Below are 25,545 nucleotides of genomic sequence, written 5' to 3'. Positions count from 1 at the left end.
CTTTCCCTGGTGTTCACGCCGCCCCGGCGGCTCCGGCAATCCCTTGATCAGGACGCGGCGAGGCGTTTCTTCTCGGCCTCGACGTCGAAGGTGGCCGGCGGCCAGCTCAACTGCATGTCTTCCAGGGTGGCAGTGAGCAGGTGCTGCACCGCGAGCCGGGCGTACCACTTGCGGTCGGCGGGAACCACGTACCACGGGGTGTCCGGCGTGCTCGTCCGCTCGATGGCCGTCTGGTAGGCCTCCTGGTACTGCTGCCAGTACCCGCGCTCGTCGACGTCGCCGGGGTTGTACTTCCAGAACTTGTCCTTGCGTTCGAGCCGCTCGGAGAGCCGGGCCTTCTGCTCGTCCTTGCTGATGTGCAGCATGACCTTCAGCATGCGGGTGCCGGACGCCGCGACCTCGTTCTCGAAGGCCCGGATGGCCCCGTAGCGCTTCTCGATCTCATCGGCGGGCGAGAGGCTGCGCACGCGATGGACCAGGACGTCCTCGTAGTGCGACCGGTCGAAGACCCCGATCATGCCCGCTTCGGGGAGTTGCCGGCGAACGCGCCAGAGGAAGTCGTGGCTTCGTTCCTCCTCCGTCGGGGCCTTGAAGGCGGAGTGCTGCACTCCCTGCGGATCGACCAGCCCGACGACGTGGCGCACGATCCCGCCCTTGCCCGAGGTGTCCATGCCCTGCAGGAGGAGCAGGACGGCGATACCGCTTCCGGCGCGGCTCTCCGCGAAGAGTTTCTCCTGCAGCAACGAGAGGGCATCCGCACCGGCGGCGAGTGCAGCAGTCCCGGCCTTCTTGCCGCCGTCGAACCCCGGCGTGGAATGCGGGTCCACGGCGTCCAGCGCGAAGTCGGGGCCCGCCAGCAGCAGCCGCCGCAGCTCGGCGTTGTCGGCCGTGCTGTCGGCTTTCCTGCTGCTGGCTTTCGCGGTGCCGGAAGCTTTCGGTGCCATGGATCCTCCTGCGTCGGCCGTCCCGGGACGGTCAGGGCTTGTAGGTGGACAGGAAGTCGGCGAGCCGACCGATAGCGTCCTCGATGACCTCCACGCTCGGCAGGGTCACCATGCGGAAGTGGTCCGTGTTGACCCAGTTGAAGGCGCTGCCGTGCGAGATCAGGATCTTCTGCTGCTTGAGGAGGTCGAGGGCGAACTTCTCGTCGTCCTTGATGGGATACACGTCGGGATCGAGCTTCGGAAAGAGGTACAGGGCGCCCTGTGCCACCTCGCAGCTCACGCCGGGAATCGCATTGAGCATCTGCGCCGCCTTGTCGCGCTGCTGCTTCAGGCGCCCCCCGGGCAGGATCAGGTCGTTGATGCTCTGGTAGCCGCCCAGCGCCGTCTGGATGGCGTGCTGCGCGGGGACGTTGGCGCACAGCCGCATGTTGGCCAGCAGGTTGATGCCCTCGATGTAGTTCGCGGCGTCGCGCTTGGGCCCGGAGATCGCCATCCAGCCGCTGCGGAATCCGGCGATGCGGTAGGCCTTCGAGAGGCCGCTGAAAGTCAGGCAGAGGACGTCGTCGCCGGCGACCGACGCCGCGTTGATGTGGACGGCGTCGTCGTACAGGATCTTCTCGTAGATCTCGTCGGCGAACAGGATGAGCCCGTGCTCGCGGGCGAGGCGGACGATCCCCTCGAGGATGGGCCGCGGGTACACCGCACCCGTCGGGTTGTTCGGGTTGATCAGGACGATGCCCTTGGTATTGGGGGTGATCTTCGAGGCCATGTCCTCGAGGTCCGGCCACCAGTGGCTGTCCTCGTCGCACAGGTAGTGGACGGGCGTACCGCTGGCGAGGGCCACGGACGCGGTCCAGAGGGGGTAGTCCGGTGTCGGGATCAGGATCTCGTCGCCGGCGTTGAGCAGGGCCTGCATGGAGAGCGTGATGAGTTCGCTGACGCCGTTGCCGAGGTAGACGTCATCGACGTCGATCGAGTTGATGCCGCGGCTCTGGTAGTACTGCACCACGGCGGTGCGCGCGGAGAAGATGCCGCGGGAGTCGCTGTAGCCCTGGGCCTTCGGCAGGTTGCGGATCATGTCCACGAGGATGGCGTCGGGCGCTTCGAACCCGAAGGGCGCCGGATTGCCGATGTTGAGCTTCAGGATCCGGTGGCCCTGGGCCTCCATGGTCATGGCGTGTTCGAGCAGCGGCCCCCGGATGTCGTAGAGGACGTTACGGAGCTTTTCCGACTGCTTGTAGGTGGCCATCTGATCAGGATGCCACAGCAGGGGCCCGGTGCGCGGCATAGCAATGCCGAACACCGGGCCCCTGCAGAACCGGTTCCGCAGGACTCAGCCCGCCAGTCCCTTCTCGGCCAGCCAGTCGGCAGCCGCGTCCGCCGGGTTCCGCTTCTCGTCTCCGCTGACCTCGCGGTTGAGCGACAGGAGGTCCTCCGTGGTCAGCTGGGCCGATACCTCGTTGAGGACGTTCTGCGCCTCCTCGCCGACGGTCTCCGTGTTGACGAGCGGCAGGACCTGCTGCGCGATGAAGTTGTTCTCAGGGTCCTCGAGGACGACAAGGTCGTTGTCCTCGATGGACGGCGTCGTGGTGTAGATGTCGGCTGCCTGCACGTCGTCGTTCAGCAGTGCCTTCAGCGTGACCTCGCCGCCGCCGTCGTTGATGGCCTCGAAGCCGCCGGGCTCGCAGTCGTACTTCGCCTTGAGGCCGGGCAGGCCGTAGGCGCGCTCCTGGAAGGTGCTCGGGGCGCCGATCGTGATCTCCCCGCAGACCTCCGCGAGGTCCGCGATGGACTTGAGGCTGTACTTCTCCGCGGTCGCGGCGGTGACCACGAGCGCGTCCTTGTCCTCGGCCGGCGAGGGCTCGAGCACGTCCAGCTTCAGGTCGGGCGACTTCGCGGAGAGGGCGTCGGGAAGGGCCGCGACGATGTCCTCGGCGGACTCGGCAGTGGCCTTGGGGTCGGCGAACAGCAGCAGGTTTCCGCTGTAGTCGGGCATGATGTCGACGGACCCGTCCTCGACGGCGGAGTAGTAGATCTCGCGCGAGCCGATGTTGGGTTTGGTCGTCGCCTCCACGCCGGCCGCGGTGAGTGCGCCCGCGTAGATCTCGGCGATGATCTGGCTCTCGGGGAAATCAGCCGAACCGACGACGACGGAGCCGCCTGCCGAGGCGGTCTCCGCCGTCTCGCCCTGGGGATCGCTGTTGGCCCCGCAGGCAGTCAGCGCCAGCGTGGCCGTGAGGCCGCCCGCCAGTCCCATCAAAGCGCGCCGTCCGGCGCGTTGTGCTGACAGGTTCTTCATGGTGTTCCTCCTTGTGCACTGGCGACGGCCTTCTGCCGGCCAGATCCTTGGGTCTTTCCCGGGCCGGACGTCCGCAGTCCCGGTGAGATGGCGAGCTTCTGCAGCAGTCCCATCAGCAGATCGACGCCGATCGCGAGGACGGTGATGACGACTGCGCCGCCGAAGAGGCGCCCGTAGTCCGCGAGTTGCGTTCCCTCGACGAGGAAGACCCCGAGCCCCCCGAGGTTGATGAAGGCGACGACGGCTGCGGTCGCGATGACCTGCAGGACGGCCGCGCGCACTCCGCCGAGGATGACCTGGAGGCCGTTGGGTACCTCGACCCGGAACAGGATCTGCAGCTCGGTCATGCCCATGCTCCGCGCGGCGTCGACCACGGTCCGGTTCACGGACGAGATGCCGGCATAGATCCCACTCAGCAGCGGAGGGACGGCGAGGAGCACGAGCGCCCAGATGGGCGGCATGAGCCCGAGGCCCGCGAGGAGCACGAACAGGAACACCATGCCGAGCGTCGGCAGGGCGCGGAGGATCCCCACGCCGGAGACGATCACGATGCGGCCGCGACCGGTGTGCCCCACGTAGAGCCCGATCGGGACCGCGATCGCCAGGGCGATCAGCATGGTCAGCCCGGTGTAGCCCAGGTGCTCGACGACGCGCGTGGGGATGCCGCGGTCGCCCTCCCAGTTGGCAGGAGCGGTCAGCCACTCCGCCATCTGCACCAGGAGGTTGCTGCTCGAGTAGTCCATCAGGCGCCCGCCACCTTCGCCTCGAGTGCGACGATCTCCTCCGCCGGCCTGCCACCGGCGGGGACCCTGCGCGTCCACGGGGTCAGCAGGCGTTCCGTGAGGACGAGGAGGAGGTCCAGGACGAGCGCCAGCAGCAGGATGATGCCGATCCCGACGGCGATCTCGGTCGGGAAGGACCGGAACAGCCCGTCCGTGAACAGCGTCCCGAGGCTGGGGACCCCGATGAGCGCGCCCACGCTGACGAGCGAGATGTTGGTGACCGAGACCACGCGCAGCCCGGCGAACAGCACGGGCAACGACAGCGGGAGGTCCACGGTCAGGAACCGGCGGACGGGCGTGTAGCCCATCGCGACGGCGGCCTGGCGCACGCCGTCGTCGATGGAGTTCAGCGCGTCGAGCGTGGACCGGACGAGGAGGGAGAAGGCGTAGATCGCCAGCGCCACGATGACGTTGACGGGGTCGATCACCTTGGTGCCGAGGACCACGGGGAGGAACACGAACATGGCGAGAGACGGGATCGTGTAGAGGATGGACGAGCCGGTCAGCAGGACGGATCCCACCACGGGATTCCGGCGGGCGAGCTGGGCCATCGGCACGGCGGCGAGGACGCCGAGGAGCAGCGGCACGATCGCCTGGAACAGGTGGAGGCGCGTGTGCAGCCAGACGAAATCAAGATTGGCGAGGAACCAGTCCATGGCTAGACCGCCGTGTTGTGCTCGGCGCGGCCACGGTCCAGCCGCGCGGATTCGATGAGTTCGAAGACCTCGGCGGCGTGGACGACGCCGATCGCCCGTCCGTCGTCGTCGACGGCCACACCCAGGCCCGACGGCGAGGACAGGGCGGCGTCGAGCGCCCGCCGCAGGGTGTCCCCCCGCCGGTACAGGGACCCGCCGGGGACCGCGTCCGCCTGCCGGGTGATACTGCCGCGGGTGGCCTGCGGGACCCATCCATGGGGACGGCCGCCGGCATCCACCAGCAGGGTCCACGGCGAGCGCACCGAGACGGTGGGGTCCGCGAGGCGGTCCACCTCGATCGTCTCGACGGGGTGGATGACCACATTGCCGCCCTCCTGGAAGGAGAGGTGGCGGAAGCCCCGGTCCCGTCCGACGAATCCCGCCACGAAATCGTCCACGGGTGCGCGGAGGATCTCCTCGGGCGCTGCGTACTGAGCGAGGCGGCCGCCGACGGCGAACACGGCCACCTTGTCGCCGAGGATCGTCGCCTCGTCGATGTCGTGGGTCACGAACACGATGGTCTTCGCGAGGTCCCGCTGCAGGCGCAGCAGTTCCTCCTGCAGTTCGGCGCGGACCACGGGGTCCACCGCGCTGAAGGGCTCGTCCATGAGCAGGACGGGCGGATCGGCCGCGAGGGCGCGTGCCACTCCGACGCGCTGCTGCTGCCCGCCGGACAGCTGCCCGGGATAGCGGCCGCCCAGGTCCGAGGACAGGCCGACGACGTCGAGCAGTTCCTGTGCGCGCCTGCGGGCGTCGGCTTTCCCGACCCCGTTGAGACGTGGCACCGTCGCGATGTTGTCGAGCACGGAGCGGTGCGGCAGGAGGCCCGAGGACTGCATGACGTACCCCATGGAGCGCCGCAGTTCCGCGGCCTTCCCCTGCGATACGTCCTGGCCTTCGAGGAGGATCCGGCCGGAGGTGGGCTCGACCATCCTGTTGATCATGCGCAGCGAGGTGGTCTTGCCGCAGCCGGACGGTCCGACGAACACGGTGATCCTGCCGCGGTCGATGTCCATGGTGAGGTCGTCCACGGCCGGGCGTCCGCCGTCGTAGATCTTGGTGACGTTGCGGAACTCGATCATGGGGCGCTGGCCGGAAGCCTGGTCGGAGGATGTCATGGCAGCTGTGCCTTTCGTGGCAGGAGCTTCTCGGCCGGGCTGCACCCGCGGGCCGCACGAGGCGGTTCCGGCTTGCCGTCTGGATTTCTGCTGGCCCGGGGGCGCAGCGGTCAGTTCAAGCTGTCGGAGGTTCTGAGTCTAACCATGAGTTCGCAGCAGGCAAGGGCGTGTATGGGTCCCGGCTGCATTCCGCGGTCGGCTCCAGTGCGCCCGGCCCGCCCGGAACCCCTCGGGCCGGCGCCGGAGCCGGTCCAACTGAACACCCGTCCTACCGAGCACCCGTCCTACCGGGCACCGGTGACGAGGAACCGGACGCCCATCACCGGGTCCTCATCGAGGAACACGACCTCTGTGATGCCCTCCGCAGCGAGACGGGCGCGGAGGCGGTCCTGCAGATCCGGCTGGTGCATCGCGAGGCCCCCACCCAGGACCACCGGTCCCTGCACGCCGATCACGCTCGCGACGTCGAGGACGAGCCGGGTGAGGTCCGTAGCCGCACGGTCGATGATGTCCGCCGCATCGGGGTGGCCGTCGCGCGCCGCATCGAAGACGGCCCTGGACTGCGCGGCCCAGTAGGTCCGTCCGGCCCCGGAATGGAAGAGCCCGATCAGCTCCGTCGGGGTCCCCACAGCGTTGAGGGCGAGGACGGCCTCGTCGAGCGCGTCCGGAAGCATGCCGAGGTCGTTGCGGTGCAGTGTCCGCCGCACGGCTTCGCGCGCCACCCAGTAGCCGCTGCCCTCGTCGCCGAGGAGGTAGCCCCACCCGCCGGAGCGCGCTTCCCTGCCGTCCTCCCCGACGCCCCAGGCGACGGACCCGGTACCGGCGATGACGGCGATGCCCACCTGTGCGCCTCCGGCGGCCAGGATCAGCCGCGTGTCGTGGACGACGTCGATCCCGGCTCCCGGCGCGTGCGGAGCGATCAGGGCTCGGAGGCGCTCGGCGTCCGCAGCCGTGTCCACTCCCCCGGACCCGGCAACGACGCGGTCGATCCCGCCGGCCTGCCCCTCCGGCACGAGCTCGCGGAAGAGCCGGCTGAGGCTTCGGGCTGCTTCATCCTGCGTCACGTTCTGGACGTTCGCGCTTCCTGCCTTGGCCTCCGCGGCGAGCGTTCCGTTGCGCCACAGCACTCCATGGGTCTTGGAACCTCCGATATCGAGGCCGACGACGACGCCGGGCGCGCTACCCGCGGCACCATCGGCGGCACCATCAGCGGGGCTGTCCGGACGGGGACCGGAGGATGGGCTCGGAGGCTGCGGCGCGGCGGTGTTCGACATGCCTACAGCCTACAAACAGGACTGTCCGCCCTGGACCGCAGGCGACCGGGCGGATGCCTACCGCGAGGCGCGGGTCCGGGAGACCAGTGATGCTGCAGCGAGCAGCGCGCACACTCCGCAGATGGCGAGTGCGAAGACCGTGACCGAGGCGTTCAGTCCCCAGATGCCGGCGGCCGCGCCGAGTCCGAGTACGGGTACGGCGCTCCCGAGGTAGGTGAGGACGTACACGGCACTCACCGTCTGGGCGTGGAGGGCCGGATCGACCTTCAACGACACCTCGTTGAAGACGACGCGGAAAGCCATGCCCTGTCCGAAGCCCGCCACGAGGCATGCTCCGACCAGCAGCGGCAGGCTGCCCGTGGCCTCGGCGAGCGGCAGGAGCCCTATTCCCAGCGCCATGCCGCCGAGGCCCACCGGAACCACGAACCGGCCCCGGGGGGACAGCACCTGGCTGACGGCCGACGATCCGAGGACGAGCGCGGCGAGGAGGCCGATCAGTGGTCGGGAGGAGGTGCCCGCGATCCCCGCGAACCAGGTGGGGGCCAGGCTCAACGTGAAGCCGAAGACGGCGAAGCTGAGGAAACCGACGGCCGAGGCGGTCCAGAAGGACCGGCGCGCATCCCGTGACACCGCCGGTCTGCGGGGACGCAGGGCTGCGAGCGGGCGGTCGGCAGCCGCGGGCCGGATCGCGGGCCGGGCGCGGAGCAGCAGGAGCGGTACCAGGAGGCTGGTAAGCACCACGAGGTAGATGACGAACGGCGTGCGGGTCGGGGCCGGGAGGAGCGAGAGGAGACCGCCGATCACGGGACCGGCCGCGACGCCCCCGGCCGAGGCCATCAGCGTGAATCTCGAGGCCCAGTCCGGCCGCGTCGGCAGGAGGTCGCGGAGGGCAGCGGCGCTCGCACCCGTGGCCAGCGCGACCGCGCCTCCCTGCAGCGCGCGTCCCGCCGCCAGCAGCGGCAGCGAGGTCGCGACGGCGAACAGTGCGGCGCCGAGCAGCCCCAGGACGATGGCGAGGACCAGCGCCGCGCGCCGTCCGATGTGGTCCGACCAGTGGCCTGCCAGGACGAGCCCGCCGATCAGCGCCACGACGTAGGACGAGAAGGCGACGGTGACGGCGAAGGGTGTCAGTCCGAGGCCGGCCTGGATGAGCGGATAGATCGGCGTGGCGAGGTTGGCCCCGATCAGGAGGGTGGAGATCACCGTCACGGCGAGCGCGAGGCGGGCGGCCAGGGATGCATCCCAGCTGCGGCGCTCGGTCGCTGCCGGCCTCATCCGGAGTTCGTTGAGAACGCTCATCCCACTTCTTCCTGCTCGTACGTAGGCGCTCACCGGGGCGCGATTCGCCGCGGACCTCTATAGGATGAGCTGGATCGACCGCCCTGCAACGATCCGGGGTGCCCTTTTGAGCGTCCTGCGCAACACAGGCGGAGCCGACTGACGGGAAGTGAGCTTTGTGAGCAAGCTGGACAACCTCGACCTGCGCCTGCTGCTCGAGCTGGTGCGGGATCCCCGGGCCCAGGTGAGTGAGTTGAGCGAGGTCCTCGGTGTCGCCCGCAACACGGCGCAGAGCCGGATCCGCCGGCTCCTGCGCACCGGGGTGCTGCGTCGCAGCGGCCGCGAGCTCGACCTCGAGGCCCTCGGCTACGACGTCGTCGCTTTCGTCACCATCGAGGTCTCACACCGCGAGCTCGACGGCGTCATCGCCGGGCTGCGTACCCTCAACCAGGTGCTGGAAGTGCACGAGATCTCCGGCCGGGGTGATGTCTGGTGCCGCGTCGCCGCAACCGACACGCACCATCTGCAGGCGGCACTGCGGTCGGTCCTGAAGATCAAGGGCGTGATCCGCACCGAGACCGTCCTCGCCCTCCACGAGCACATCCCCTACCGCACCGAGCCCCTGCTCGAGCGGTTGACGCACCTGCCCGACGACACCTGAATCGCGCTGCCCAACCGCCAACACCCTGCCGCACCAGCATCGACCACCAGCAACACCGCCAGCAACGACCACCCGAGGAGCACCATGGCCCTGCCGAGGACCGACACGCGCGTCACCTATCCCCAGGGGGCCGTCGAATCGGCTTCCCGCGTCCTCCACGTCGAGGCCCGCGACGACGGCCGGTGCGCGGTCCTGCTGGACACCACGGCCTTCCATCCGGTGGACTCCGCCTGGCCGGACCAGGGACCGGATCGCGGCGAACTCCAGGCCGGGTCGCGCACGTGGCCCGTGGCCGACTGCGTGGTAGGAGCCACCGACGGGACCACCCTGTACCTGGGCAATGAGGCGCCGGTGCGCAAGGGCGCGGAGGGCTGGGCCTTCGTCGTCGTGCACCTGATCTACGGTGAGGGACCGGCCGAGGGCGACGACGTCGTCGTGCGGGTCGACAGCGCGCATCGCGCGGCCGTGTCCGCCGGGCACACCGGATGCCACCTCGCCTCGCTGGCCCTGAACCGGGCCCTGGTTGGCCGGTGGAAGAAGGACGTGGCTCCGGACGCGCTCGGCGCACCGAACTTCGACGCACTGGCGATCGACACGACGGTCATCGGGGAGCTCGGCTCCTCGGACAGGTACCGCCTGGGCAAGTCCCTGCGGAGGAAGGGCTTCAGCGGAGAGGACCTGGACACGGATGCCACCGCCGCGGCGGTGAACGCGACGCTCGCCGCGTGGACGGCGACTGGAGCACCGATCGGCATCGAGGCGGACGGACCGGGCCTCACCGACCGTCGCCGGTGGATCTGCGGGCTCCCGGATGGACGGGCGGAGATCCCCTGCGGCGGTACGCACCTGACCTCGCTCGCCGGGGTCGACGTCGCGGTGCAGCTCGAACTCTCGGACGCGGACGGCACGCCGGTCCTGCGGATGGACACGCGGGTCCGCCCGCCGGCAACGGCCTGAGGACGGTTCGTCCCGGCGCCGTGCGGGACGGACGGGAGGAGGCCACGCGTCCCTCCTGTTCCTAGCCGCTGCGGCGCTCCCGCTGGGAGCCCAGGGTCCAGGCCTCGGCGAGGAACTGCTCGGCGATCTCCAGCCGGGACAGCGCCTCGCCGGCCCCGTCCGTGTCGGCAGCCCCCCGCCGTGCTCCCGCGATGAGGGTCAGGCTCACCGCCGCGGCGCGGCTCCGGAGGGCAACGGGATCGACATGACGGTCGAAAGCCCGCAGGAATTGCAGCAGCGCGGAGGGTACGTACGCGTAGCCGGCATGCAATCCGGGCAGGACGGCGATATGGCCGAGGAAGCAGGCCAGGTCGTCGACGAGGTGTCCCGGGCCGAGCATATCGACGTCCAGGAGCCCGGACACCGCGCCGTCCGTGATGAGAAGGTTTCCTTCGTAGAAATCACCGTGGGTCGGCACAAGCGGGCCTGCATCGCTTGAACGGACGAGGTCGTCGATCGCTGCGGCCAGCCGCCTGATCCGAAGGGCCTCTGCCGGCAGGGCGGCAACCGCGCCTTCGGCGTAGTCCCGAACCCGGGCCGACCAGGGCTGCCGCGCCGGCAGTCCGAGGATGGCGGGAGGCAGTGAGGTGAGGACCCGCACCAACGCGGAGGGATCGACGTCGGACGCGCCGTCGCGCATGAGGAGCTCGGCGAGCGGTGTCCCCGGGGCGGGATGCATGGCGACGACGTCCTGCACGGGCTCACGGGTCAGCGCGGGCGCAGGAACACCTGCAGCGCGCAGCATGCGGTGCCGTTCCGCGAGCGGCCCCGACTCGTGGCGGCGGAGCACCTTCAGGTAGCGGCGGTCGTCCCCGTTCCGGACCAGGACCACAGCGCGCCGCAGCGGCCGGTAGCTCCTGGTCTCGATCATGGTTTCGGAGGGGTCGTGCTCCGAGCCGAACGCGAAGGGGGTGACGCGCAGGGGGTCGAGTGCCAGCGGGAGGCCCGGCAACAGCGGATCGGCGGGATGCACCCAGACCGAGAGGGGGTCCGCACCCCGGCGGTGGAACACCTCGACGCGGGTGGCGGGATGAGCGATGGAGCAGGACGTGATGCAGGCGTGCGTCGGCACCGGCACCGGCACCGGTTCCTTCCGGCCGTCCCTGTCGGACGACCTGCGCACCTCGAGGGAGAAGATCCCCGTCACTCCGGCACCGGGCCGGTGGTGCAGCGGTCCCGGCTGCCAGGAGACCAGCTCCCATCCGGCGGTGGCGAGCGCGGAGCGCAGGAGCTCCGACGGCGCGTCCGATTCGAGGAGCACGATCGTCTCCTGCTCCCGGATGACGCGTGCCTCCCTCGCCCTCACGCTGCGCCTACGCGGGGACTGCGCACGGCATCGGGGGCCGGCCCTGGCATTGCGGAGGTGTCAGGCGCGACGGCGCTGCAACACGTCGTCCAGGTTGATGCGTCCGGTGGCGGGATCGGAGCCCACCGACGCGTCCGCGGAGTCGGCGCTTTCCGCTGCAGTGTCGGCTGCTGCGGCGACCCGGGCAGCTGCTTCGGATGTCTTGATGGGTGTCCTGGTCGACGGCTTCGGCGCCTCGGGGAGGCCCAGGGGGGCCGGCGCCTGGCGTTCGGCCTTCGCCGCATCGACGTAGGTGGGGCGGGGTACCTCGACCGGAGCCCACGCCGTCGCCCCGGTCGGCTGTGCCGCTTCGGGGACTTCGGTAGTTTCGGTCGGCACGCCCTGGTCGCGGACATCCACGACGGACGAGCCCGCCGCAGCGAGCGCCGCCGTCCGCCGTTCCATGGCGGTGAGTGGCCTTTCAGCGGTCTCTTCGGCGTTGAACAGGGTGGTCGGGCGTTTCGGTGCAGAGTGAACCGCCGGAGCGACGTCGGTGCGTTCCGGGGCGGGTGCCCGCACGGGTGCCATGGCATCGGCGAAGGCACGATTGACGCGCGCCTCCCGGCTACGGACGGCGAGCAGCCTCAGGACCGCGACGGCCACCGCGGCGACGCCAACGCAGGCGAGGGGAACGAGGAGGGAGACGACGCCTACGGCTCCGAGGACGAGCGTCACGAGGGCGGCGCAGAGCGCGAGAAGTCCTACCAGCGCTACGGCGATGCGTCCCCACCGCGGCGTGAAGGGCCTGGGCGCGGGACCCGCCTGCGCAGCGGATGGCGACGGGGACGCCGTCGCGGAGGGCGGATCCAGGGTCTCCCCCGGTTGTGCGGCATCGTCCTGCGGCGCGGTCATTGTCATCATGCTCCCTCCAGGACTGCCCGTCCTGGTCTTCGGCGATCGGCGTCTGTTGCCGGCGGCTGCCGGCACGGTCTTTCGAAGGACGAACGGCGCTACCCACACCAGCCACAATCCGACGATTGCGGCGAGCACCAACGAGCTATCCAGGGAGAAGACCACACCTAGAACCGTAGGAGCAGTTGCTCCCCTGTTCCCGCATTGATTCCGGTGTGTCGGCTCGTCGTATTCCCCGAGGGGCATTCGAGCGATCAGTCGGAGCGCGCCTGCCGGCCCTCGAGCCACGGCGTCAGCAGGCCGCGCGGAACCTCCTCGGCGGTCAGGGCGAAGCTCCTGTGGTCGGCCCACTGTCCCGCGATGTGGAGGTAGCGCGGTCGGAGCCCCTCGTCGCGGAAGGAGAGTTTCTCCACCACCCGGAGGCTCGCGCGGTTCTCGGGGCGGATGTTGATCTCCATCCGGTGCAGCCCGAGATCCCCGAAGCAGTAGTCCGTGGCAAGGGCTACCGCGGTGGGCGCGATTCCGTGCCCGGCCCGATCGGAGTCCACCCAGTAGCCGAGCGTCGCCGTCATGGCGGATCCCCAGGTGATGCCGGAGACCGTCAGTTGGCCCACCAGCCGATCCTCCCGCGAGCCGGGCTCCTGCTCCGTGATCAGGAACGGCAAGGCCGATCCTGCCCGGGCCTGTGCCGACAGGGAGCGCACCATCTGGTGGTAGGTGGGCAGGAACCCTTCTGGATCCGGGTTGGAGGCCTCCCAGGGCGCGAGCCACTGGGCGTTGCGGTGACGCAACGCGGTCCAGGCCGCCTTGTCCCTGTGGCGGATCGGCCTCAGGGACAAGGCGCCTGTCCTCAGGGTCACGGGCCAGCTGCTCGCCGACCACATGGCGTGCTAGACCGAGATGTCTTTGCTGAAGTCCTTGATCCAGGCGCGGAGGTCCGGACCGAGGTCCTCGCGCTCCGACGCCAGCGTCACAACGGCCTTCAGGTAGCTCAGCTTGTCACCGGTGTCGTAGCGGCGGCCGCGGAAGACGACGCCGTACACGCCGGATCCCTCGCCATCGGCAGCGGCAAGGGTCTGCAGCGCGTCCGTCAGCTGGATCTCGTCACCGCGGCCCGGCTTCGTGGTCTCGAGGACCTCGAACACGCGGGGGTGGAGCACGTAACGCCCGATCACGGCGAGGTTCGACGGCGCGTCCGCGACGGAGGGCTTCTCCACGAGCTGGTTGACGCGGACGTGGTTCTCGCCGTCGATCTCGGTGATGTCGGCGCAGCCGTAGGCACTGATCTGTTCGGGATCCACCTCGATGAGGGCGATCACGGAGCCGCCCGTCTTGGCCTGGACGTCGATCATGGTCTCGAGCAGGGCATCCCGCTCGTCGATCAGGTCGTCACCGAGCAGGACGGCGAACGGCTCGTTGCCGACGTGCAGCTTGGCACGGAGGACGGCGTGCCCCAGCCCCTTCGGATCGCCCTGGCGCAGGTAGTGGATGTCCCCGAGCTCGGACGGACGGCGTACCGCGGCGAGCTTGTCGTGGTCGCCCTTGGCTTCGAGGGTCTGCTCGATGAAGGGGACGCGGTCGAAGTGGTCCTCGAGCGCGCGCTTGTTCCGCCCCGTGATCATCAGGACGTCGGACAGGCCCGCATCGACGGCCTCCTGGACGACGTACTGGATGGCCGGCTTGTCGACGACGGGCAGCATTTCCTTCGGCATCGCCTTGGTGGCGGGAAGGAAACGGGTCCCGAGGCCGGCCGCTGGGATAACGGCCTTCGTCACACGTGATTGCAAAGTCATGATGACCACACTACATAACGGCCGCAGGATTCCCGGGTCGTTGCCACAATGGTGACATGACTCCTTCCACTCGTGATACAGAGAAGGCCCACTTGCGCGCCTCGCTCCGCACTGCCCGTGCAGCCCTGGACCCTGCGGACCGGCAGGACCAGTCACGGGCACTGGCCGGAGCCGTGGTGGAGCACCTCCGCAGTCTCCCCTCCGCCCCGAGCGGCACCCCGCGGCACGGGCCGACCGTCGCCGTCTACCTCGGCGTCGACCCGGAGCCGGATACCGCGCCGCTGCTCCAGGAACTGCACGATCTCGGCTTCGGCGTCGTCGTTCCCATCTGCGAGCCGGAGTACCAGTTGTCCTGGGCCTCCTGGTTCCCCGGGGTTCCCCTGCAGCGGTCGGTGCGCGCGCCCGTCCTGGAACCGACAGGCAAGCGTTTCTCCTTCGACGAGGTGCCCGATGTGGCCGTAATCCTCGTACCGGCGCTGGGCGTGGACGGATCGGGCCACCGCGTCGGCCAGGGCGGGGGCTACTACGACCGCTTCCTGGCACGCTATCCGCTCGGCGCACCGGGAGCGGTCCCACGGATGGGCGTGGTGTACCGGTCCGAGGTCCTCCCGGCAGGCACCATCCCGTCCGAGCCCTACGACCAGCCGCTGGGCGGGGTCTTCACCCCGGACGGACTGCTCCGCTTCGGGACGGCCGGCTCGTCGGTGTAGACTGGCACTCGACCCCGGAGAGTGCCAACAGCAGTCGTCCGAAAGAGCCATCCGGGGACCGTGAAGTTCGTCCAGGAGGATTTCCATGCCCATGTACGCCTATGCCTGCAAGGACTGCGGCCACGCCTTCGACATCCAGCAGTCGTTTTCCGACGACTCCCTGACCCTGTGCCCCGAATGCGGCGGATCGCTCCGCAAGAAGTTCAACAGCGTCGGAGTCGTCTTCAAGGGCTCGGGCTTCTACCGCACCGACTCGCGCGACACGAAGTCGAGCACCGATGCCGGGTCGTCCTCGAGCACCAAGGCTCCGAGCACGACGACATCCTCCCCGTCCCCCGCCGCGGCGTCCCCGTCGGGCAAGGCTGTCGCGTCGTCCTGAGGCGCCCGCGCCGTCCTGCACCACCCGGCGCAAGCTGAGCTCGTACGCAGGTTCCATGGGTCCGTTGTCCACATAGCCCGGCCACCGGAGCAGCCTGCGGGTCCTGCCGCCTAGGGTCGGTCCATGACGCCGTCCAGCCGCCTGCTGAGGGCCCCGTTCCGGTACCGGCTCCGCAGACTTGTTCATCGCCACAAGCGGCTCCTCGCCTGCCTGCTCCTGAGCGCGGCGGCCGGGGTCGCCGTCGAGGCTGCGGTAGGCGATGACTACCCGACGACGGCGGTGGTCAGCGCGTCGCACGACCTCGCGGTCGGGACGGTCCTGACGGAGGCCGACATCGCCATCGTCCAGCTCCCCGAAGAGGCCCTCACCAGGGACACCTTCAGCCTGCCCGAGCAGGTGCTGGGCCAGCAGCTGGCCGCTCCCCTGTCACGGGGGTCACCCCTGGCTTCGACCGCCCTCGTAGGGGACGGACTGCTGACCGGCACCGCACCCGGCACCGTCGCGGTCCCTCTCCGGCCGGCCGATCCCGCCACCGTCCAGCTGCTCGCCCCGGGCCAGCTCGTCGACGTGATCCTCAGCACGGGCAACGGCTACGACGTCGCTGCGGAGTCCACCGTCCTGGCCCGCTCCGTCGCCGTGCTCTGGACGTCCCCGGGCGGTACCGGCAGCACCTGGCCCGGCGCCGGGGACGCGGGCGGGCTGGTGGTCGTCGCCGCGCGCGCGGCGGACGCCGAGGCCCTCGCCGGGTCCTCCAGTTCGGGCGACGTCCACCTCGTCCTGACCACCGGACCCTGAAGGGCGCCTAGGGACATGCATGGACACCGACAGACGATCAGCCCCAGTGCGGCGGACGCTGCTCCTTGAGCCACTCGTCGTGGTTGCTCTCGGCGTCTCCCCAGGACCGGGGATCGTCCTCGCCCGCGGTCCTCGGGATGATGGGCGACGAATCGCCGGCCCTGTCGGTCCCGCCGGCGGCCGTCCCGGCCTCGGGGTGCTGCTCGTCCTTCCGCATGCCAGCGGGGTCCTTTCGTGTCCGTGGCTGGTCCGGGGTCTCGCGCGGCGGCAGCCCGATGAGGGCAGACGCACGCTCCGCGCAACCCTCCGGATCCGTGAAGACCTCGATGGTCCAGAGCGGCATGTACCGCCAGCCCATGCGCTCGAGGACCTGGGGGCGCAGGCGGCTGCGCTCCCGCACCGACATCGACCCGTAGCGGCCGGTGCCGTCCGATTCGATGGCCAATGGAGCAGGGCGCTCGTCCTGCACTGCGGCGGCGCTCCCGTCCGCGCGGAGGTCCGCCGGCCGTACCGCGACGATGTCCAGGACACCGGCGTAGTGGTCCCACACCTCGGCGCCGCGGTGCCGCAGCCGGTCCACGAGGTCCGCCACCAGCGGATCCTCGTTCCCGCCGGATGCGGCAGGGCTTCGCCCTGCGTCACTGCCGAGTTCCCGCTGGAGCAGCTCGAAGAAGTCCAGGGCGCCCGTGGTCAGCCGGTCCGGATCCAGGTCGGACGGCTCGAAGCACGTCAGCACATGCTGCAGGCGCCGGGCCCGCGTCATCGCCATGACGAAGTTGCGACGGCCGTCCGGGCCCGACAGCGGACCGAACGTGTGCAGTGCCCGTCCGTGCGGAGTCCGGCCGTACCCGAGCGAGAAGATGATGTCGTCGCGGACGAGGCCGCCCGCGCGCTCGACGGGGACGACGCGGAAAGCCTCCCTGCCCGGGGTGAAGAAGCCGGCGGCCCACGGGAATTCCGCCATCTGCATGCGGATGGCTTCCCCCACCCGGGCCGCGTGCCGGGCACTGGCCGTCACGACGGCCAGTGAGAGGTTCGGGCGGCGGCGGATGTGCTCGAAGACGAGTTCGACGACCCGGTTCACCTCGACGGCGACGCTCTCCACGCCGTCGTGCTCGGAGCTGGGCATCCCGGTGCCGTTCGGCAGGTATTCGACCACCAGGCCGCGTCCCTCCCCCGTCACCTCGGAGGCCTGCGGAAGCCGGGAGAGCTTCCCGCCGTAGAACGATTCGCTGAGATAGGTGTCCAGGGCCCGGTCGACACCGCGGTAGATCTCGGTGAGTCCGCGGACGGGCAGGACTTCGCGCAGGGAGTCGAAGGCACTGGGCAGGGGCTCGAGCGTGGACGCGCGGTCGGCGGACTGCACCTCGATGCTGAAGCGGGTGGGGCCGGCGAGGCGGTCGTCGCCGAACACCAGGACCTGGGAGGCCCGCGCCACGCAGGGCACCGCACTCTGCAGCGACATCGACTCCCCATCGAGGATGACGGCGGTGTCGAAGGTGTACCCCTCCGGCACGGCGCCCCTGATAGTGAGCGGGCTGACCGCCCAGACGGGCAGCAGCGCAGCCACGAGGTCCCGGTGCAGGGCCGCGAAGACCTCGAGGGTGAGCGTGCCTTCCTTGAGTTCCTGCCGCAGGCGTGCGGCGTCCTCCGGGTGGGCCTCCACCGCGGCGCGCCAGCGCTCGGCGAGCGTCCACCGGATGCGGGCCGGCCCGGAAGCGACATGGGCGTTGTCCGCGAGGCGGTATTCGGCTTCCAGCCTACGGAGGCTGTCACCGTCCGACATGGCGAGGTAGTCGTCACCGCTGATCATCGCCTCGAGGGCGGACTGCCACCAGGCGAGTTCGAGTTCGGGCCCCACGCGCTCGGCGGGGACCTCCCGCGCGGCGAGGTCGGCGAGCAGTTCGCCGAGCCCCTGCTCGCGCATCTCGTCGAGCAGCAGAGTGCGCTCCGGCAGCGTCTCCAGGGTGTCCTTGTCCAGCGCGAGGTCACGCAGGAGGGCTTCGAGGCCGTCCAGGTCGAGCGCGGCGAGGTCAGGGCTGCCCGCGGTGGGACGCAGGATCGTGGTCAGCTCCGCGAGGAGGACCTCGACGGAGCGGTAGGACGCATGGATCTCCGCCAGGCCCGTCGGAACCGACGGGTGCCGTTCGGTGAGGGCGTAGCGGGTCCACAGCGTGCGCTGCTGCTGCACCTCCAGCAGGGAGGTGTGCAGGTCGGAGATGTGCACGCCCGGACGGATGTACTCCTTGGCCACGCGCCGCAGCCTCGACCTCGTCATCGAGCTCATCTCGATGTCGCGTTCCTTGCGCCACGACGACGGCGCCGTGGCGGAGATCAGGTCGGTGACGGGACGGTCGAAGATGTCCGACGTGAACTTGTCGAGGCTCTCCCGCACCGCGACGAGGAGCTCGAGCTGCTCGCCCCACTCCTTGAACGTTCCGCCGAGCGTGATGTGCGAATGCTCGGCGACGCGCTGCACCTTGCCCCGGAGCTCGGGGATCTCGGTGGACAGCTGCTCCGCGAGGCCGTGCGCGTGCTCGGTCTCCTTGCGGTTGAGCAGTTGCGCGCCGTACCAGGGGCTCTCGGTCGAGGCCTTGCTGAAGCTGCCCAGCTCGGCGGCCCGCTGGAGCCGCTCGGTCAGGTCCCTGCGGTCGGCGATGGAGTCGAGCACGCTGCGCTTGAGCCGCACCGTCGTGGACGGCGAGGGGTCGAGTGCGGTGAGTCCGGCGAGGGACTGCATGGCCTGGTAGGGCGAGCACCCCCAGCGGCTGCGGACGTTGTGGAGGCTCCGGACGTGCTCCATGAGTTGGTGGCGGTGTCCGGTCAGCGTGGCGTGCAGCGTTTCGAGCTGCGGCTCGGCAGCCTTCTCGTTGCGGACGAGGGCACGGATGACGGCCTCGCGCAGCTGAACCGGACCTGTCTGGCTGCCGACCTGGAGCACGAGGGACCCGAGGTTCAGACCGTCGAGGTCCTGCACGAATTCGTTGAGGCTGCCACGGCGCTCCGCCGCGACGACGACGCGGCTGCCGGCTGCCGCCGACCTGGCGGCCACGTTCAGGGCGGTCTGGGTCTGCCCCGTGCCCGGAGGTGTGGCGACGGCGACGCTGACGCCGGCGGAGGCGAGGTCGAGCACATCCTGCTGCGCCCGGTCCGCGTCGAGGATCAGGAGTTCCTCGGCCGGGTCCCGCTCGTCGGCGGGAGGGAAGGACAGTTCGTCCGCGCTCCCCGACAGGGCCGAGGCGGCTGCGGCGTCGCCTCTGGCCGAGGCCATGAGGGCGGCGAGGACCGGGTGGTCGGGGCGCAGGGCCGGATCTCCCTTGACGCCGGCGAGGTCGGCGAAGGTCGACACCAGGATCCGGTGTTCGACGGACATCCCGCGGACGTCGGCGCTCAGCGCCCGCATGCGCTCCAGGACCGGGTGCGGATCGAAGCGTGCGGTGCCGTAGGCCAGCCGGGCGATGGCGGGAGGGTCCACCTGGAGGCCCTGGTGGTGGCGCAGGTGGCGCACGAGCGCCGGATTCATCCGGGCCTGCTCAGTGATTTGCAGCTCGTAGTCGTCCTGCGACGGGTGCACCGTCAGTGAGACCGCCGTGAGGAGGATCGGTGCGTTCAGGGTCTCGGAGCGTCCGGAGTCGTCCACCGATCGCCACGACGCCGTGCCAGCCGCGAGGTACCCGACGTCGATGCCGCGCTCGGTGCCGAGTTCGAAGATCTTCGCGCGCAGGGCACGGGCAGCGGCTTTCGCGGCGCTGTACTGGACGGGATCGCGCAGGAGCGTCGACAGGCGCGTGCGGCGCCCGGCGAGGAGCTGCGCGAGTCCCGAGGGGTGCGCGTGGGTCAGGTCGATGCTCGTCCCGGCCGAGGGCCGGAAATGCAGCAGCGTATCCCCCGTCGCCTGCGGTCCGAGGCCCTCGAGCCACGGCAGGAGGAAGTCCTGGGCGGCATCATCGGACGGTGCCGGACGCTGCTCCGACCGGGCGCCCTGGCGGTCCGCGTGCGGCTGATCCGCCGGCGTCCTTCCCGCATCCCGCTGGTCCTGCTCCGGCACGACCGCCTTCTTTCCTGCATTGTCACGTGCTGATCTCGACCAGATGGGCATGTCTTCCAAGCTATCCGAAAAGCGATCGGACCCCGCGGATAGCAACGCGGCCCGTGCGGACCGGAGTGGGTTCGATCCCGCTCCGGAGTCCGCCTACTCCCATTCGATGGTTCCCGGCGGCTTGCTCGTCACGTCGAGCACCACGCGGTTGACGCCGTCCACCTCGTTAGTGATCCGGTTGGAGATCCGGGCCAGGAGGTCGTACGGCAGGCGCGACCAGTCGGCCGTCATGGCATCCTCGCTCGACACCGGACGCAGCACGATCGGGTGGCCGTACGTGCGTCCGTCACCCTGGACACCGACGCTGCGCACGTCGGCGAGCAGGACGACCGGCATCTGCCACACCTCGTTGTCGAGCCCTGCCGCCGTGAGCTCGGCGCGGGCGATCGCGTCAGCCTTGCGCAGGAGTTCGAGGCGCTCCTCGGTCACGTCGCCGACGATGCGGATGCCGAGCCCGGGGCCGGGGAACGGCTGGCGTCCCACGATCTCCGCGGGCAGGCCGAGCTGGGCCCCGACGGCACGCACCTCGTCCTTGAAGAGCGTCCGGAGCGGTTCCACGAGCTCGAACTGCAGGTCCTCGGGCAGGCCTCCCACATTGTGGTGGCTCTTGATGTTGGCGGCGCCTTCACCTCCGCCCGATTCGACGACGTCGGGGTAGAGGGTGCCCTGCACCAGGAAGCGGATGGGCTCGCCCTCGGCTTCCGCCTCGCGCATGATGGCGCGTTCGGCTTCCTCGAACGCACGGATGAACTCGCGCCCGATGATCTTGCGCTTGGTCTCCGGGTCCGAGACGCCGGCGAGCGCGTCGAGGAAGCGCTTCTGCTCGTTGGCGACATAGAGCTTCACGCCCGTCGCTGCGACGAAGTCGCGCTCCACCTGCTCGGCCTCGCCCTCGCGGAGGAGTCCGTGGTCCACGAAGACGCAGGTGAGCTGGTCGCCGACCGCACGCTGCACGAGCGCGGCGGCGACGGCGGAGTCGACGCCTCCGGACAGTCCGCAGATCACGCGGGAGTCGCCGATCTGCTCGCGGATGCGCTCCACCTGTTCCTCGAGGATGTTCCGCGTGGTCCAGTTCGGGTCGAGCCGCGCACCCCGGAACAGGAAGTTCTCGATCACGGCCTGGCCGTGCTGGGAATGCTTGACCTCCGGGTGCCACTGCACGCCGTAGAGGCTCTTCTCCTCGTTCGCGAACGCGGCCACCGGGGCGCCTGCGGTGCTGGCGAGGACGTCGAAGCCCTCCGGAGCTGACTGGACGCTGTCGCCGTGGCTCATCCAGGCGTTCTGGTGTTCGGGGGTGCCGCTGAGGATGGACCGGGCTTCGCCGTCGGACTGGACGTCCGTGGAGCCGTATTCCCGCAGGCCCGTCTTCGCAACGGTGCCCCCGAGGGCGTTGGCCATGGCCTGGAAGCCGTAGCAGATCCCGAGGACGGGCACGCCGGCGTCGAACAGGTCGGCGTCTACCCGGGGCGCACCTTCGGCGTACACGCTGGAAGGACCACCCGAGAGGATGATGGCCGCGGGGTTCTTCGCGAGGATCTGCTCCGTGCTGAGCGTGTGCGGCACGATCTCGGAATACACGTCGGCCTCGCGGACGCGGCGTGCGATCAGCTGGGCGTACTGTGCGCCGTAGTCCACGACGAGGACAGGGCGGTGTTCAGAGCCGTTCTCGGGGGTAGTCACCCATCAACAATAGTCCGCGGGAACCGGCGCCGCACATTGATGAAGGGGCGGCGGAGCAGGTGCGGCCTCAGTAACGGGGCGCGGCCTCGGGGTGCGCCGCGAGGTCGTCCTCGGCCTGGCGGTGGATCCGCTTCTCGACGATGAACGACAGCAGCGGCACCACGCCGCCGAGCGCGATGAGGACGAAGCGGCTGAACGGCCAGCGCATGAACTGCCAGAGCCGGAAATCGGCGATGAGGTAGACCACGTACAGCCACCCGTGCACGATCAGCACCGCCGTCGACAGGTTGAGGCCGCCGGCCGTCTCCGCAACCACCTCGGGCAGGAACTGGAGGGGGGCACCGCCGCCCGCGACGATCTCCGAGTCAAAGCCGTACTTCGCGACCATCTCGACGACGACGAGCAGCAGCATGATGCCGGTGGCGTACGCGAGCACCTTGTAGAACGTCAGTGCCGACCGGATCTGCGCATGGGTGCCGCCGAACCGCCGCTTCGGCTTCCCCTTCGACGGCGTGCGGCCGGTTCCGGCAGGGTCAAGGGCTGGCTCAGTCACGGTGGGCACCGCTTTCATGGTCGGATACGGGGGGAGAGAGAACGACGGCGGGCTCGACGGCTCCGGGAGGGGAGGGGCGAGCCTCCTCGGCCGCGTCGGCCTCGTCCTCGAGCGTGCGGCGGTAGTCGTCGGCGACGAGGCGCCACCAGAGGAAGAACGCGAAGCCGGCGAAGACCACCCACTCCACGGCGTAGAAGATGTTCAGCCAGTTGACGGGCGTCTCCTGCGGCTGGGGTCCGACGACGACCGGTTCCAGTCCGGCCGCGAACGGGACCTCCACGCCGTCGACCGCCACGTCGGACGCCACGACGAAGGCCGCGTACGAGGACCGGTCCCACAGGTTGGACAGCTCGGCCGTCGACAGGGTGGGGACCTGTCCTGCCACGGGACGCTGCACCTCGGGAGCCTCGGGCGGCAGCAGGCGTCCGACGACGGTGGCCGCACCCTGCCGCTCCGGCACCGACGCGGCATCGCCGGCATCGGGCACCCAGCCGAGGACCACGGGGATGACCGATGCTCCGTCCGTGCCCGCCGGGACTCCGGACCCGCCGACCTCGAAGGCCTGGAGGACCCAGAGACCCTCCTCGTCACCGAGCAGCCGGTCCTGTACCAGGACGCGGGTATCGGCCAGGAAGACGCCCTCGAACGAGACCATCTGGTCGGCGTTCGCAGCGGACAGCGGCGTCCCTGGCTGGAGGACACCGGTCAGGGGGCGGACGTTCTCCGTGGCACTCGGGGCGGGCGGCGGCGCCTCCCTCGAGGAGTTGAACTGCCACTGGCTGAGGAGCACGAAGACCGCGGCGATCGTCATCGCGAGGATCAGCGTGAGGATCCATCGAGGCTTGAGGGCGGTCTTCAACACCCCTTAAAGGTACTTCGTGCCGCTGTAGAACAACGAATGCTCTCGGCGCCCGACCCTGCGGTCAGGCGGCCATCCAGAGGCCGAAACCCACGGGCAGCGCGGAACGCCCGAGACCTAGTGGTCGAAGAACACCAGCGACGAGTTGATCAGCTCGGCGATGACCTCGGCGTCGTGCGCGCGGCGCAGGGACTCGCGGAAGTTCTCCTTGAAGAGGCTCCGCGCGATCGTGGCGAGGACCTCGAGGTGCTCGGAGAAGGACTGGGCCGGCGTCGCCATCAGGAGCACGAGCGTTGCCGGGCCGTCCACCGCGCCGAAGTCGAGGCTGTACCCGAACCGCGTGACGCCCACGGCGATCGAGGTCTGGTTGACGTATTCGCTGCGGGCGTGCGGGAGTCCGACCCCTCCCGGGAGCCCTGTGGCCATCTGGTGCTCGCGCGAGTTGACCTGGTCGAGAAACGCCTGGAGGTCGGAGATGCGTCCTGCCGCGTGCATCCGACCGGCGAGCTGCGCCGCGGCGTCCTCCTTCGAGGCAGCCTCCATCTCCAGGATCACGAGGTCGGGGGTGGTGAGTACGGCGTCGTGCAGCTCAAGGGACAGGTCGCTCACTGGATGCCTTTCGAAGTTCCCGCCAGCATCGGAGGTCCGGGAACCGGCCGCCGCGCACCGGGTGCGGCTGCCGATTGCGGCTTCCCCCGACCCTTCTAGCTTAGCGGGACGATGTCGTGCACACCCATGCGGGCGCTGTCGGCGGAGATGTCGTCGGGCTGTTCCTGGCTGAGCCGCTCGGCAGCCACACGGGCCTGGTAGTGCTTCACCTCGCGGTCCACCTGCTGGTCGCTCCAGCCGAGGAACGGCGCCATAAGGTCGGCCACCACCGGCGCGGCGGAGACCCCCCGGTCCCAGGACTCGATGGAGATCCGCGTGCGGCGCGTGAGGATGTCGTCCACGTGCCGGGCGCCCTCGTGCGTGACGGCGAACACGACTTCGGCGCGCAGGTAGTCGTCCGCCCCCGGTAGCGGCTGCCCCAGTCCGGGATCCTGGCGGATGAGGTCGAGCACATCGGTGGCCTGGGTGCCGAACCGCTGCAGGAGGTGCTCGACGCGCGCGACGTGCACGCCGGCGTCGTCGGCGAGCCGGGCCCGCATGTTCCACGCAGCCCGGTACCCCTCGGCGCCCAGCAGCGGCACGGTCTCCGTGCAGCTCTCGGGCACCTTCTCGTCGAGCGCGCGGGTGGCTTCGTCGACGGCGTCCTTGGCCATGACGCGGTAGGTGGTCCACTTTCCGCCGGCGACGACCACCAGCCCGGGGACGGGGTGCGCGACGACGTGCTCACGGGACAACTTGGCCGTCGAATCGTTCTCGCCGGCGAGCAGCGGACGCAGGCCCGCGTACACGCCCTCGACGTCCTCACGCGTCAGGGGGCGTTTCAGCACCCGGTTCACGTGTTCCAGCACGTAGTCGATGTCCTTCGAGGACGCTGCGGGGTGGGCCTTGTCGAGGTTCCAGTCCGTGTCGGTGGTGCCGATGATCCAGTGGCGGCCCCACGGGATGACGAACAGCACGGACTTCTCGGTGCGGAGGATCAGCCCCACCGTGGACTGGAAGCGGTCGCGCGGCACCACGAGGTGGATGCCCTTGGAGGCCCGCACCTTCAGCTGCCCGCGGTCGGTCACCATGGCCTGGGTCTCGTCGGTCCAGACACCCGTGGCGTTGACCACCTGCTTGGCACGGATGGCGAACTCGTCGCCACTCTCCTGGTCCCGGACCCGCGCGCCGACGACGCGCTCGCCCTCGCGGAGGAAGTCCACCACGCTGACGCGGTTCGCCGCCCGCGCACCGTAGTGCTGGGCGGTGCGGACCATGTTGACCACGTACCGCGCGTCGTCGACCTGCGCGTCGTAGTAGCGGATGGAGCCCACCATCGCGTCGTCCTTGAGGCTCGGCGCCGCGCGCAGCGTGGCCTTCCGGCTCAGGTGCTTGTGGAACGGGACCCCGCGCGAGTTGCCGCCGCTCATGCTCATCGCGTCGTAGAGGGCGATCCCGGCGCCGACGTAGGGACGCTCCACGAACCGTCTGGTCAGCGGGTACAGGAACGGGACCGGCTTCACGAGGTGCGGCGCGATGCGCTGGATCAGCAGCCCGCGTTCCTTGAGCGCTTCCTGGACCAGGGCGAAGTCCAGCATCTCCAGGTAGCGCAGGCCGCCGTGAATCAGCTTGGAGGAGCGCGACGACGTCCCGGACGCCCAATCGCGGGCCTCGACGATGCCGATGGAAAGACCGCGCGTGACGGCGTCGAGCGCGGCTCCGACGCCCACCACGCCTCCCCCGACGATCAGCAGGTCGAGTTCCTGCCCTGGCTCGGAGGTCGCCCTCAGCGCCCGGAGCGCGTCGTCACGGTTCTGCGGACTGAGTGCGCCGGATGCCATGGCC

The 25,545-nt window shown here is 70.0% G+C and carries 23 protein-coding genes; 5 read left to right on the top strand and 18 right to left on the bottom strand.

Translation table 11 applies throughout. The features are described from left to right. Positions 1–47 precede the first annotated feature (47 nt). The 8 genes from P5G52_RS08560 to P5G52_RS08525 form a co-directional block, all read right to left on the bottom strand. Positions 48–944: a PPK2 family polyphosphate kinase gene (locus tag P5G52_RS08560; RefSeq protein ID WP_301226497.1), complete on the bottom strand. Its 897-nt coding sequence runs from the start codon at positions 942–944 to the stop codon at positions 48–50. A gap of 31 nt (positions 945–975) precedes the next feature. Further along, on the bottom strand, positions 976–2,193 hold the full coding sequence (locus P5G52_RS08555; protein ID WP_301226495.1) for a pyridoxal phosphate-dependent aminotransferase: 1,218 nt from the start codon (positions 2,191–2,193) through the stop codon (positions 976–978). Positions 2,194–2,277: 84 nt separating this feature from the next. Continuing rightward, positions 2,278–3,243, bottom strand: a complete 966-nt coding sequence (locus P5G52_RS08550; protein ID WP_301226493.1) for an ABC transporter substrate-binding protein — start codon at positions 3,241–3,243, stop codon at positions 2,278–2,280. Next, positions 3,240–3,986 (bottom strand): ABC transporter permease, encoded by a 747-nt coding sequence (locus P5G52_RS08545; RefSeq protein WP_301226491.1) that lies wholly within the window; start codon positions 3,984–3,986, stop codon positions 3,240–3,242. Before P5G52_RS08545 ends, P5G52_RS08550 begins: the two co-directional genes overlap by 4 nt. Next, positions 3,986–4,681, bottom strand: coding sequence for an ABC transporter permease (locus P5G52_RS08540; RefSeq protein WP_301226489.1), 696 nt, complete (start codon positions 4,679–4,681; stop codon positions 3,986–3,988). The genes P5G52_RS08545 and P5G52_RS08540 overlap by 1 nt, the downstream gene beginning before the upstream one ends. A 2-nt stretch (positions 4,682–4,683) precedes the next feature. Beyond that, positions 4,684–5,802, bottom strand: coding sequence for an ABC transporter ATP-binding protein (locus P5G52_RS08535; protein ID WP_301228725.1), 1,119 nt, complete (start codon positions 5,800–5,802; stop codon positions 4,684–4,686). Between the two features lie 320 nt (positions 5,803–6,122). Further along, positions 6,123–7,112: an N-acetylglucosamine kinase gene (locus tag P5G52_RS08530; protein ID WP_301226487.1), complete on the bottom strand. Its 990-nt coding sequence runs from the start codon at positions 7,110–7,112 to the stop codon at positions 6,123–6,125. A 57-nt stretch (positions 7,113–7,169) separates the two neighbouring features. Beyond that, positions 7,170–8,411 (bottom strand): MFS transporter, encoded by a 1,242-nt coding sequence (locus P5G52_RS08525; RefSeq protein ID WP_301226485.1) that lies wholly within the window; start codon positions 8,409–8,411, stop codon positions 7,170–7,172. 157 nt (positions 8,412–8,568) lie between these two features. Between P5G52_RS08525 and P5G52_RS08520 the strand changes: the two genes are divergently transcribed. Both P5G52_RS08520 and P5G52_RS08515 read left to right on the top strand, forming a co-directional pair. Then, a complete protein-coding gene (locus P5G52_RS08520; RefSeq protein WP_301228723.1) occupies positions 8,569–9,051 on the top strand; it encodes an Lrp/AsnC family transcriptional regulator in 483 nt (160 codons plus the stop codon). A gap of 84 nt (positions 9,052–9,135) precedes the next feature. Then, positions 9,136–10,008 carry an alanyl-tRNA editing protein gene (locus tag P5G52_RS08515; RefSeq protein ID WP_301226483.1) on the top strand — a complete coding sequence of 291 codons (873 nt, stop codon included), beginning with the start codon at positions 9,136–9,138 and terminating at the stop codon, positions 10,006–10,008. Between the two features lie 61 nt (positions 10,009–10,069). On the opposite strand, the gene P5G52_RS08510 is transcribed toward P5G52_RS08515, so the two are convergent. From P5G52_RS08510 to galU, 4 genes are all read right to left on the bottom strand, one after another. Then, positions 10,070–11,353: an aminoglycoside phosphotransferase family protein gene (locus P5G52_RS08510; RefSeq protein WP_301226481.1), complete on the bottom strand. Its 1,284-nt coding sequence runs from the start codon at positions 11,351–11,353 to the stop codon at positions 10,070–10,072. A gap of 60 nt (positions 11,354–11,413) precedes the next feature. Next, entirely contained in the window at positions 11,414–12,253 is an 840-nt protein-coding gene (locus P5G52_RS08505; protein WP_301226479.1) for a hypothetical protein, read from the bottom strand. Positions 12,254–12,498: 245 nt separating this feature from the next. After that, positions 12,499–13,128: a GNAT family N-acetyltransferase gene (locus P5G52_RS08500; RefSeq protein WP_301226477.1), complete on the bottom strand. Its 630-nt coding sequence runs from the start codon at positions 13,126–13,128 to the stop codon at positions 12,499–12,501. A 6-nt stretch (positions 13,129–13,134) separates the two neighbouring features. Next, the gene (gene galU, locus P5G52_RS08495; protein ID WP_301226475.1) at positions 13,135–14,037 is read right to left on the bottom strand and encodes a UTP--glucose-1-phosphate uridylyltransferase GalU; all 903 of its coding nucleotides are present in this window, start codon (positions 14,035–14,037) and stop codon (positions 13,135–13,137) included. Positions 14,038–14,093: 56 nt separating this feature from the next. Here galU and P5G52_RS08490 point away from each other — a divergent pair, with 56 nt between their 5' ends. The 3 genes from P5G52_RS08490 to P5G52_RS08480 all read left to right on the top strand — a co-directional run bounded on the left by P5G52_RS08490 (position 14,094) and on the right by P5G52_RS08480 (position 15,921). Then, complete coding sequence (locus P5G52_RS08490; RefSeq protein ID WP_301226473.1) at positions 14,094–14,747, top strand: 5-formyltetrahydrofolate cyclo-ligase; 654 nt, start codon at positions 14,094–14,096, stop codon at positions 14,745–14,747. Between the two features lie 85 nt (positions 14,748–14,832). Further along, positions 14,833–15,126: an FmdB family zinc ribbon protein gene (locus P5G52_RS08485; protein WP_301226471.1), complete on the top strand. Its 294-nt coding sequence runs from the start codon at positions 14,833–14,835 to the stop codon at positions 15,124–15,126. Between the two features lie 123 nt (positions 15,127–15,249). Beyond that, positions 15,250–15,921 (top strand): RcpC/CpaB family pilus assembly protein, encoded by a 672-nt coding sequence (locus P5G52_RS08480; protein WP_301226469.1) that lies wholly within the window; start codon positions 15,250–15,252, stop codon positions 15,919–15,921. 37 nt (positions 15,922–15,958) lie between these two features. Here the strand turns inward: P5G52_RS08480 and P5G52_RS08475 are convergent, their stop codons facing one another. The 6 genes from P5G52_RS08475 to P5G52_RS08450 all read right to left on the bottom strand — a co-directional run bounded on the left by P5G52_RS08475 (position 15,959) and on the right by P5G52_RS08450 (position 25,541). Further along, positions 15,959–20,020, bottom strand: a complete 4,062-nt coding sequence (locus tag P5G52_RS08475) for a DUF4011 domain-containing protein (protein WP_301226467.1) — start codon at positions 20,018–20,020, stop codon at positions 15,959–15,961. A 93-nt stretch (positions 20,021–20,113) separates the two neighbouring features. After that, complete coding sequence (guaA, locus tag P5G52_RS08470; RefSeq protein WP_301226465.1) at positions 20,114–21,700, bottom strand: glutamine-hydrolyzing GMP synthase; 1,587 nt, start codon at positions 21,698–21,700, stop codon at positions 20,114–20,116. A gap of 67 nt (positions 21,701–21,767) precedes the next feature. Beyond that, complete coding sequence (locus P5G52_RS08465) at positions 21,768–22,271, bottom strand: DUF3817 domain-containing protein (RefSeq protein WP_435868658.1); 504 nt, start codon at positions 22,269–22,271, stop codon at positions 21,768–21,770. Further along, positions 22,246–23,115 (bottom strand): SURF1 family protein, encoded by an 870-nt coding sequence (locus P5G52_RS08460; RefSeq protein ID WP_301226461.1) that lies wholly within the window; start codon positions 23,113–23,115, stop codon positions 22,246–22,248. The genes P5G52_RS08465 and P5G52_RS08460 overlap by 26 nt, the downstream gene beginning before the upstream one ends. A gap of 114 nt (positions 23,116–23,229) precedes the next feature. Then, positions 23,230–23,721: a PTS sugar transporter subunit IIA gene (locus P5G52_RS08455; RefSeq protein ID WP_301226459.1), complete on the bottom strand. Its 492-nt coding sequence runs from the start codon at positions 23,719–23,721 to the stop codon at positions 23,230–23,232. A gap of 95 nt (positions 23,722–23,816) precedes the next feature. Beyond that, a complete protein-coding gene (locus P5G52_RS08450; RefSeq protein WP_301226457.1) occupies positions 23,817–25,541 on the bottom strand; it encodes a glycerol-3-phosphate dehydrogenase/oxidase in 1,725 nt (574 codons plus the stop codon). Positions 25,542–25,545 lie beyond the last annotated feature (4 nt).

The sequence above is a fragment of the Arthrobacter burdickii genome, from assembly GCF_030433645.1.
GTDB lineage: Bacteria > Actinomycetota > Actinomycetes > Actinomycetales > Micrococcaceae > Arthrobacter_D > Arthrobacter_D burdickii.
This window is presented reverse-complemented; position numbering and strand designations above follow the sequence as displayed.